Here is a 3,160-nt window from a genome sequence, read left to right on the forward strand (position 1 = left end):
CTGACGTTCATGGCGGGGACGTACTGGCTGTGGCCCCAGCTCACGAACCGCCGGATCTACTCCCGGCCCATCGGGCTGTTGCATCTGTCCGATATCATCCGTTACGAGACTCAGAGCAGCCTCTATCTTGTCGGCAGCATTCTCAACCAGACCACCCTCCGTGGTCTGGCTGGGCTCCGTCATGAGGTCTCCGTCGCCTTTACCCGCATGGTACGTGATGGCTCCGATTCCAAGGTGATCGGTACCGCGCTGGCGGCCATCGGGCGCAGCTTCGCCCGGCGCATCCTGGAGCTGGCCGAGGAGGAACTGGGCCCGCCCCCGGTGCCCTATGCCTTCATGGTGCTCGGCTCCATGGCCCGGGACGAACAGACGGTGGTCACGGATCAGGACAACGCCATGGTTCTGAGTGACGACTATGATCCGGAAAAGCACGGCGACTATTTCGCTACCCTTGCAAAACGGGCCTCGGATGGCCTGGCGGCCTGTGGCTATGCCTACTGCAAGGGCGATATTATGGCGACCAATCCTGAATGGCGGCAGCCTCTGGGCGTCTGGCGGCGCTATTTTACGGAGTGGATCGATAATCCCACGCCCGAGGCGCTGCTGCACTGTAATATCTTCTTCGATCTGGACTGTGTGCACGGTGAGGAGGAGTTCGTTGAGACCCTCCAGGGGCTGATCGCCAACAAAGCGCCACTGGCGGATCGCTTCCTGGCGGCCATGGCGCGCAACGCGCTCAATCGCACGCCCCCGCTGGGTTTCTTCCGCACCTTTGTGATGGAAAAGAACGGTCACGAGAATAAGTCCATCAACATCAAGCGGCGGGGGACGGCGCCCACTGTCGACCTGATCCGGATCCATGCCCTCGCTTGTGGCTCACGGGCCCAGAATTCCTTTGAGCGGCTGGATGACATTGCCAAGACCCAGCTTCTGACGCCCAATGCGGTTGAAAAGCTCCGTTATGCGCTGGAATTCATGTCCATGGCGCGCATCTGGCACCACCTCTACGACGTTGAGGCCGGGCGCGAGCCGGACAACAACATCGAACCCGAGGATGTCTCCAACAGCGAACGTCATAATCTCAAGGATGCGTTCCAGGTGCTGAGCAATGCCCAGAGCTTCCTCCAGTTCCGTTACCCCAGGCCCTGAGGCTCCCTATGCTGTCTCCACATTTCCTGAAGGGTGCCGCTCCCGGCTGGCCGGAATACATGGCGGATCGTGCCCGCAAGTGTGGGAACGCGGATCTTAAGGCGTTTTTTGAGCAGGGTTCCCTGGACCCGGAAACGCCCATCAAGCGTGTGCCGATGATGGCCATGGACCTGGAAACCACGGGCATGGACGTGACGCGGCATGGCATTGTCAGCGTTGGCATGCTGCCCTTCACGCTGGAACGGATCCATACCGGGCAGAGCTGGTACCGCATTGTGCGGCCCCGCCGGATGCTGCGGGAAGAGTCCGTGGTGGTGCATCACATCACCCACTCTGAGGTGGCCGATGCGCCCGATCTTGCGGACATACTGCCAGAGCTCCTCAACCGGATGGCGGGCTATCTGCCGGTAGTGCATTACCATCCCATCGAACGCCGCTTCCTGGATGAATCCGTGCGCGTGCGCCTGGGCGAGGGCCTGATGTGCCCCATGCTCGATACCATGGTGCTGGAGTCGCGCTGGTGCCGGCAGTCGCTGCGGGCGCGCATGCGCAAGTGGCTCGGCGCGCAGCCGCTGTCGATCCGGCTGCACGAGAGCCGGGCGCGCTACAACCTGCCCTTCTACCGCGGCCATCACGCCCTCACGGACGCCCTGGCCACCGCCGAACTCTTCCAGGCCCAGGTTGCTCACCGATTCTCACCGGAGACACCGGTCGGGGATCTTTGGGTTTAACGGCTTTTCCAAAGACAAAAAAAGAGCGGCCCTAGGGCCGCTCTTTTCTGTTGCGAATCCGGAAAACCGGATTACTGAGCGCGGGGCTCGCTCATCAGGCCCTTCACGATCGCGAAGCAGCCGACCAGCAGCACGAGCGCGAACGGCAGACCCATGGAAACCGCCATGGCCTGCAGTGCCTCGAGTCCGCCGCCGAGAAGCAGCGCGATGGCAATAGCGCCCTCGATCACGGCCCAGAAGATCCGCTGGGGCTTGGGTGCGTCCACCTTGCCGCCTGCCGTGATGGTGTCCAGAACCAGCGAACCGGAGTCCGACGAGGTCACGAAGAACACAATCACCAGCGTGATCGCCACAAAGGACGTGATTTCAGCCAGCGGGAGCTGTTCCAGCATCACGAACATCTGCAGGTCCAGGCCGGCATTGGCAATCGCCTCAACGCCGTGGTTGAGGTACTGGTCCAGCGCCGTGCCGCCCAGCGCGGTCATCCAGAGGACGGAGACCGTGGAGGGGATCAGCAGTACCGCGATCAGGAATTCACGAACAGTCCGGCCACGGCTGACCCGGGCGATAAACATGCCCACGAAGGGTGACCAGGCAATCCACCAGCTCCAGTAGAAGGCGGTCCAGCCCTGGCTGAAGTTGGCGTCTTCACGCCCAAACGGATTGGATAGCGCTGGCAGGTTCACGAGATAGGAACCGAGATTCTGGAAGAAGCCGGTCGCGATGGCCAGTGTCGGTCCAACCAGGATCACGAACAGCAGCAGAATGCCCGCAAGGATCAGGTTGACCTCGGAAAGACGGCGCACACCCTTGTCCACGCCCAGCAGGATGGAGCAGAGAGCCACTGCGGTGATGCCCATGATCAGTATGATTCGGGTGGCATCCGCGTCTGGAAGACCGAACAGATGCTCCAGGCCGGCAGAGGCCTGCGTGGCACCGAGGCCCAGGGATGTTGCAAGGCCGAACAGGGTCGCAAAGACCGCCAGGATATCGATGATATGACCAGGCCAACCCCAGACCCGTTCACCCAGCAGTGGGTAGAAGATCGAGCGGATAGTCAGTGGCAGGCCCTTGTTGAAGGAGAACAGCGCCAGCGCCAGTGCGACCACCGAGTAGATCGCCCAGGGGTGCAGGCCCCAGTGGAAGATGGTGGCGGACATGCTCAGGCGCTGAGCGGCCTGCTGGTCGCCTTCCGCCGCACCCAGGGGTGCCCAGTCGGTCCGTACACCGTCTTCTACGGTGGTGCCGCCCATAGCGGTGCCGTAGTGGGTGACCGGCTC

At 62.2% G+C, this 3,160-nt stretch carries 3 protein-coding genes; 2 read left to right on the plus strand and 1 reads right to left on the minus strand.

Annotated elements, in window-relative coordinates:
* Both QZ501_RS15030 and QZ501_RS15035 read left to right on the plus strand, forming a co-directional pair.
* On the plus strand, window positions 1–1,149 hold a 1,149-nt coding region (locus tag QZ501_RS15030; protein ID WP_295720636.1), incomplete at its 5' end, for a DUF294 nucleotidyltransferase-like domain-containing protein.
* An 8-nt stretch (window positions 1,150–1,157) separates the two neighbouring features.
* Window positions 1,158–1,880: a 3'-5' exonuclease gene (locus QZ501_RS15035; protein WP_295720637.1), complete on the plus strand. Its 723-nt coding sequence runs from the start codon at window positions 1,158–1,160 to the stop codon at window positions 1,878–1,880.
* Between the two features lie 71 nt (window positions 1,881–1,951).
* Here QZ501_RS15035 and QZ501_RS15040 read toward each other — a convergent pair.
* The coding region (locus QZ501_RS15040; protein ID WP_295720639.1) for a BCCT family transporter at window positions 1,952–3,160 on the minus strand (1,209 nt) is incomplete at its 5' end.

The organism is uncultured Halovibrio sp., assembly GCF_913056445.1.
GTDB classification, from domain to species: Bacteria; Pseudomonadota; Gammaproteobacteria; order Pseudomonadales; family Oleiphilaceae; genus Halospina; species Halospina utahensis_B.

Excerpts from the sequence above, each read along its gene's own strand:
- QZ501_RS15035 (WP_295720637.1), top strand. The coding sequence starts at position 1,158 with ATGCTGTCTCCACATTTCCTGAAGGGTGCCGCTCCCGGCTGGCCGGAA.